Genomic DNA, 6,160 nt, shown 5'->3' on the forward strand with positions numbered 1-6,160 from the left:
CGGCACCGGCGTCGCCTGCGTGACGAAAGATTATGGCTCCGGCGCAGACGGCTCGCTCGGCCGTGTCGAGCTCGCCCCTGACGGCAAGATCGTCATCTATTGCGATCATGTCGAGATGGGCAACGGCATCGGGACGGCGCTGGCCAACCGCGTCGCCGGCCATCTCGGCGCCATCGCCGACGAGGTCTCGGTCGCTCGCGTCGACAGCTATGACGTGCTCGGGCTGGTCACGTCGGGCGATCCCTCCACCATGGACCAGAAGACCCAGGATGCCGCGGAGAAAAACCCGCGCTGGGTGCCTGCGATCAGCTCGCCGACGAGCTCCTCGATCGGCGCCCATGTCGGCACCCATTCCGCCGCGGAAGCCGCCCGCGTCATTTTCCGGTTCGGCCTGTGGCCCGCGGCGCTCGAGCTGTGGCGCATCGCAAAGACTGATCCGCGCGCGGGACAATGGGCCAGCGCAAGCTGGAAGAACGGCCAGCTCACCATGCCCGGCCTCGAACCGCTCGCCCTCTCCGTGCTCTCGGCAACAGCTCATTCGCGCGGCTTCGTCACCGGTGCGGTTGCGCACAGCTTCTCGCGCTGGGCGTGGTCGCGGGCACGCTTCCCGCTGCTAGGGGAGCAATACCGCGCCGACATCGACGCGCTGGCGATCCGCAAAGGCAACGGCAAGTTCGAGCGGATCAACCGCACCAGCGTCAAGTTTCCGCCGACCGACAACAACCGGATCGGCACCGCCTACACCTCGATGTGCGGCACGGTCGTTCGCGTCGAGATCGAGCGCGCAACCGGGAGCTTGCGCATCGCCAAGGCCTATAGCGTGCTCGAATGCGGCACCGCGCTCGTGCCCGAGGTGGTGATGGGCCAGGCCCAGGGCGGCTTCGCCATGGGCGTCGGCTACGCGTTGCTCGAAACCCTGCCCCCGTTCGAAGGCGGGCCGGGCAACGGCGAATGGAATCTCGGGCGCTATCTGGTCGCACGCGGCTCCGACCTGCCGCTCCGCGATCTCGAGATCGAGATGCTGAAGCCGCAGACGGCAGACGAAGCACCGAAGGGCATGGCGGAGGTCGTGATGATCCCGATCGTGCCGGCGCTGATCAACGCCATCCACGACGCCACCGGCCATCGCTTCCGTGCGCTGCCGGTCACCGCAAGCCTATTGAAGGGAGTGCTCGCGTGACGACCCTCAGCCTCACCATCAACGGCCAGAAGCACGGTCCGATGGACGTCCGCGACGATCTCTCGATGAATGATTTTCTGCGCGAGATGCTGGGCATGACCGGCACCAAGTTCGGCTGCGGCGCCGCGCAATGCCTGAGCTGCGCCGTCATCGTCGACGCGCCCGACGGCACCAGCACCACCAGCCCGACCTGCGTCGCGCCCGCCGTGAATTTCGACGGCAAGTCGATCCGCACCGTCGAGGGGCACGCGAAGGACGGCGAGCTCTCGACCCTGCAAAAGGCCTTCATCGCGCATTTCGCCTTTCAGTGCGGCTATTGCACCGCCGGCTTCCTCAATGAGGGCCAGGTCTTGCTGGAGCGCCTGTCGCGGACACCGGTGGCGCGCGAGGCACTGGAGCAGACCATCGCGGATGCGCTCGACGGTCATCTCTGTCGCTGCACCGGCTACGTCAAATATCACGAGGCGGTGCGCGACGTGATCCTCGCCGACTCCAAGCGCTACCTCATGGCCACCAAGTGACGCGCATCATGATCTCCGACCTGCGGTTCAAGATGATTGCTGTGGTCGCCGCCCTCGCCGGCAGTCTCAGTGCGGGCTTTGCGGCGTCGGGGACGGCAAGCCACGCCCTCGCCTCACCCGAGAGCTTTGCTTCGATCGGCGACACAGAGAAGCGTTCGGCCGCAATCTTCACCGAACTCGGCAAGGTACTGACGCATCCGCGCTGCACCAATTGTCATCCGGCCGGCGACAGGCCGCACCAGGGCGACAATGCCCGCCTGCATCAGCCACCCGTCACGCGCGGCGCCGACGGCCACGGCCTCGAGGCGATGCGCTGCAACACCTGCCACCAGAAGGCCAATTTCGAGCCCGGCCGCATGCCCGGCCATCCCGACTGGCATCTGGCCCCGCGCGAGATGGCCTGGGAGGGCAAGACTGTCGCCGAGATCTGCGAGCAGATCAGGGATCCTGCGCGCAATGGCGGCCGCAAGGTGGAAGACCTGATCGACCATATCGGCAAGGACACCCTCGTCGGCTGGGCTTGGAAGCCCGGCTTCGGCCGCTCGCCCGTGCCGGGCACGCAACAGCAGGCCGGCACGCTGGTGGAAGCCTGGGCGAAGACCGGAGCGGCGTGTCCGGCGCCGTGAGCGGGTGCTCACAAATTCGATTTGGATGAATAGCCGCTCTAAACTTGCGAGTAGATATCGTCAGCCCACGTTAAAGGAGTCGGCTGAGGACCAATTCCCGAGACCGCCGCACTTCGAAGTAAGTTTTGCCGCCTCGTTCGAATCCTGCCCGCTCGTAGAAGCGCAGAGTCGTCTCACGCTTGGACCCCGTTGCCAAGTGGACCTTATAGCAATCGGCCTGCGATGCGATCTCAAGCGCATAGGTGAGGACCCGTCGCCCGAGCCCTAATTTGCGATGGTCGGCGTGGGTGACTACATTCTCAATGACGCCATATGATCGGCCCCCCCGAGACAGATTGGGCACAATTGCGAGCGTGCACGACGATAGAAGCCGTTCACCTGCTTGCGCCACGATCACAGTCACAAAGCTCGATGAAAGCAGATTGGACCAGACGCGCTCAGCCGTAGCTGGCTCCAGTTGAGCTTCGTGAGGATGGAGATGCCTGTAAAGGTTCAAAACCTGATGCAGGTCGTGTTCTGTTGCGTGACGGACAATAGCATCTTTCATCTAGTGATCTCTTGCAAAGCAAGTCGCAGTTGCGGAGCATATTGCAACCACAATCTCATATCCGAGGCCGCACTGTCTCCAGAACGTTCAGAGCCTCCACCACCGAATTGTAGATCAATTGGTCATCCGGCTTGCGGTTTTCTTTGAGCTTCTCCACGTTCGCACGATCAACCCAGAGAGTTTCTGACAACTTGCCGGTTTCGAGAGCTGGTTTTGTGAGGTCCCCGTCGACGGTCACGATGAACTGTCGTTCTTCGTAGGGTGTCGGCCCATAGCTCCAATACTTAGGTGTTAGCTCAAGAACGATGTTCTTGAGCTGCCAACCTGTCTCCTCATGTATTTCGCGGCGCAGAGCAGAAAGAACATCCTCGTTGTCTTCGACGTGCCCGCCGATCAGGTCCCAACACCCGGGAAACAACCCGCGCGTCAATGAGCGCCTTTGCACAAAGACTCGTCCTCGACCATCAACCACCATCGCGTCCGCGATAAGCTGCTTTCTTACTGACATTTCGTCGGTCTCGGAGTGCGGCAAAGATTACTCCTAGAGGCGCCCACTTGAGGCCGACGCCGCGGTCTCAAGGTCCAATCTTGATCCCGACGTCCGAGGTCCGCAACGGTTCAAAAGCGGCGGATGCCGGGTTGCCGTCGGATTTGTCTCCAAGAGCCGACATGACGCGTTCAGGCGCCCCCTCGGCTAAGGGAAAAAGCGCTCCCTACTGTCGCGTTCCATGGATCGGCTGCTTTAGCGGCTCTCACCCTGGCGAACGAGAGTTTCTCGAAAGAAATCGATGATGCTGGCATTGAACTCGCGATGGAATGCCCTCCTGTCGAAACCTGGCGGATCAGCACAGAAGCGAGGAAGCTTCTCCGCGAACTCTGCCGAGCACGGCGACAGGAAAGCAAAATGACCGGCAGGCACCACACGCACTTCCTTCTTGCCGGGCAGCGACTCAGCAACGAGCGCTGAGTTTTTCGGGTCTACGCCTGCACCCCCAAACTCTGATCGCCAGATCAGCAGCGGGATTTTTATGTCTGCCAAGCGGTCGGCGGGAAAGGCAAAGTTAACTGCCGTATCGGCGAGCACTGCGGCTCGGATACGAGGTTCGTGAGGCAAGCTGTTTGGTATGTCGCCGCTACGGAGTTGCTCGCATGCCCGCGTTCGGTTCGCATCCGAGCAGTAAAGCGCAAATCTCCGGAGATCGGGATTGCCGCCCGCCAAAACCAATCCGGTATAGGCGCCGAGCGAAAACCCAAAGAAGCCGATCCTGGAGGAATCAATCGCAGCCCGGTCTTTCCAGTCATTCAAGATGAAATCAAGCAATCGGATAATGCTGGCGGGCCGGGATGCCAGAATGGAAAGGCTGTCTCGCTGCGAGGAATCGTTTCCATTGTCACCCGGAAGGCTGATCGAGGCGACGACAAATCCGGCGTTTGCCAGAGCCTGCACCGTGTCATCGTGTTGTCCGAACCAACCGCCGCGTCCGTGTGAGACAATCACGAGTGGCAATTTCGTTCCTGTGAAAGGACAGTCCTTCGCACCTTCAATCGCTTCAATAAATTGGACGGTGAGTTTGCCGAGCGGCACTCGTTGCGCCGCTGCCGCGCAAGGGTACCATATAGCGCCGGCCAGACTTGGATCGGTATCCAGAAGCTGAACACCGGCAGCCTGTGCAGACGAGGTCAAGCAGCCGAGTACGGCAGCATAGATCCAATACAATCTGACCATCAGCGTCCCCATTCGCCAGCGAGCTATCGGATTAGCCCATGGCCGAAGTGTGTTGCGTGGCCGCATTGAACGCCGCTATCGGTCAAAAGCAGCCATCGCGCAGATTGCACGTCGGCTCACCTCCCGAAAGCGGCCGCCGCGGTGTTCTGAGCTAAGGTCCGTCACGGGCCACAAGCGGACGTCTACTGCGTTCTAAAAATGCTGCGTAAACAAAGACAGACCGACGCCAATCACAATCAAAATCATCATAACGCACGTGGGACGTACAGGCGTCGGCGCGCCAGGCCGGAACGTTCGCAATGTGATTGCAACATACAGCATCGGGATCAGCGCGACGGCTGAGACGGTCAAGATCGCCCACGGCGCCAGCGTTCGCCCGTGTAAAGCGCAAAACACAACCAAAGGAGCGTAATGCCTAATGTGGCAAAACCACTGCCAATGATTTTCAGCATGCCGAGAATGATTGCTTGAACACCCGAATCGAGTTCGTTGAAGGGCTTTCCAACTACGATAGCGTGATACGGCAGGTAAGCTTCGCGACGCATATATCTCACACCGAACAAGACTCCTCCGAGAGCCACAACAATCACCATGGCCAACGCCAAATCCTGCATCCTTTAGACCCCGCCTATTCGATGCCTTCGCCGATTTCGGCAACGAAGCTAGTACTCTTTATGGTTGTTTCAATAAAGGGTATCAACCCTGCTCGCGCACTTTATATCGCTTCGGCCCCGGTTTATCGGCGACGGCGGACGTCGCGGCGGCTGAGACGCTCGTCGGCATGGGGCCATTAACGGAAACAGTCGCGCTCTAGCCATTTGGAAGACTCCCTCGTCCCAAAGGCAGGTATGCTGCCGTTTGCAAGGCAGGCCCTGTTCCACGAGAAGGTTCTATGGACGCGAAATCAGCCGCACGATTTAAGCAGCACGCAGAGCGGGTCGTTGAGGAGTTATCCTTGGCGCTTACGCTCGCCAAAGAAGCCTCTCCAGCAGATGAGTTTCTAAGATTGAGGGCATCGATGGGCGATATCATCGCCCAGATAGACACCGTGCTTCAAGACAACATTTACAAGGATCATCCCGATCTGAACGGTATGAAATACTGACCGTTAACGTCAGCTTTGAGTCCAAGCGGTCCTCACCCGCATGCGCACGAAGGGTCGGCTAAGGGGCCAACAGGCGGCTCTCGCGGATAATCAGCACGATTTGAATTAAGCGTTTAAGTAACGCGAAAGAGCGCCTCCCTTACAGGTTGCAATCGTAACGTCGCAGATTGCATGCGGAAAAAGAGCGGGACGAGGCTGAGACGCTGTGATGAAATGGCCTCTGCCGTATCCAAGGTGCGGGGATGTGATGGGTATTCTATTCATCGTCGTTCTGCTGTGCCTTATAGCTATGAGCTTCTATTGGCTTCCACCTTCTAAGCTGAATAACGGCTTCGGTCCGAATTGGGATTGCACCCCTGTCCCTAATGGCCAACCGATCTGCATCAGAAAACTAGGTCAGTGAACAGGGTTCGCAGACGGAATTAGAGATGGCCACCCGTTGGAGCGGCCTCAAC

8 protein-coding genes are annotated in these 6,160 nt (G+C 59.8%); 4 read left to right on the plus strand and 4 right to left on the minus strand.

Annotation, left to right across the window (positions count from 1 at the left end; all coding sequences use genetic code 11):
- The 3 genes from FXB41_RS40215 to FXB41_RS40225 form a co-directional block, all read left to right on the plus strand.
- A partial coding sequence (locus FXB41_RS40215; protein ID WP_219685698.1) for a molybdopterin cofactor-binding domain-containing protein occupies nt 1-1,180 on the plus strand: 1,180 nt, incomplete at its 5' end.
- Nucleotides 1,177-1,701 carry a (2Fe-2S)-binding protein gene (locus tag FXB41_RS40220; RefSeq protein ID WP_007591800.1) on the plus strand — a complete coding sequence of 175 codons (525 nt, stop codon included), beginning with the start codon at nt 1,177-1,179 and terminating at the stop codon, nt 1,699-1,701. The genes FXB41_RS40215 and FXB41_RS40220, both read left to right, overlap by 4 nt.
- 8 nt (nt 1,702-1,709) lie before the next feature.
- Nucleotides 1,710-2,327 carry an Isoquinoline 1-oxidoreductase subunit gene (locus FXB41_RS40225; RefSeq protein WP_219685699.1) on the plus strand — a complete coding sequence of 206 codons (618 nt, stop codon included), beginning with the start codon at nt 1,710-1,712 and terminating at the stop codon, nt 2,325-2,327.
- 70 nt (nt 2,328-2,397) lie between these two features.
- On the opposite strand, the gene FXB41_RS40230 is transcribed toward FXB41_RS40225, so the two are convergent.
- The 4 genes from FXB41_RS40230 to FXB41_RS40245 all read right to left on the minus strand — a co-directional run bounded on the left by FXB41_RS40230 (nt 2,398) and on the right by FXB41_RS40245 (nt 5,199).
- Nucleotides 2,398-2,874, minus strand: coding sequence for a GNAT family N-acetyltransferase (locus tag FXB41_RS40230; protein WP_219685700.1), 477 nt, complete (start codon nt 2,872-2,874; stop codon nt 2,398-2,400).
- Nucleotides 2,875-2,929: 55 nt separating this feature from the next.
- Nucleotides 2,930-3,406, minus strand: coding sequence for an NUDIX hydrolase (locus FXB41_RS40235; protein WP_219685701.1), 477 nt, complete (start codon nt 3,404-3,406; stop codon nt 2,930-2,932).
- 210 nt (nt 3,407-3,616) lie between these two features.
- Nucleotides 3,617-4,600: an alpha/beta hydrolase family protein gene (locus FXB41_RS40240; protein WP_246649628.1), complete on the minus strand. Its 984-nt coding sequence runs from the start codon at nt 4,598-4,600 to the stop codon at nt 3,617-3,619.
- A 347-nt stretch (nt 4,601-4,947) separates the two neighbouring features.
- On the minus strand, nt 4,948-5,199 hold the full coding sequence (locus FXB41_RS40245) for a hypothetical protein (RefSeq protein ID WP_219685703.1): 252 nt from the start codon (nt 5,197-5,199) through the stop codon (nt 4,948-4,950).
- A gap of 293 nt (nt 5,200-5,492) precedes the next feature.
- Between FXB41_RS40245 and FXB41_RS40250 the strand changes: the two genes are divergently transcribed.
- Entirely contained in the window at nt 5,493-5,705 is a 213-nt protein-coding gene (locus tag FXB41_RS40250; RefSeq protein ID WP_219685704.1) for a hypothetical protein, read from the plus strand.
- Nucleotides 5,706-6,160: the final 455 nt, after the last annotated feature.

It is taken from the genome of Bradyrhizobium canariense (genome assembly GCF_019402665.1).
GTDB classification, from domain to species: Bacteria; Pseudomonadota; Alphaproteobacteria; order Rhizobiales; family Xanthobacteraceae; genus Bradyrhizobium; species Bradyrhizobium canariense.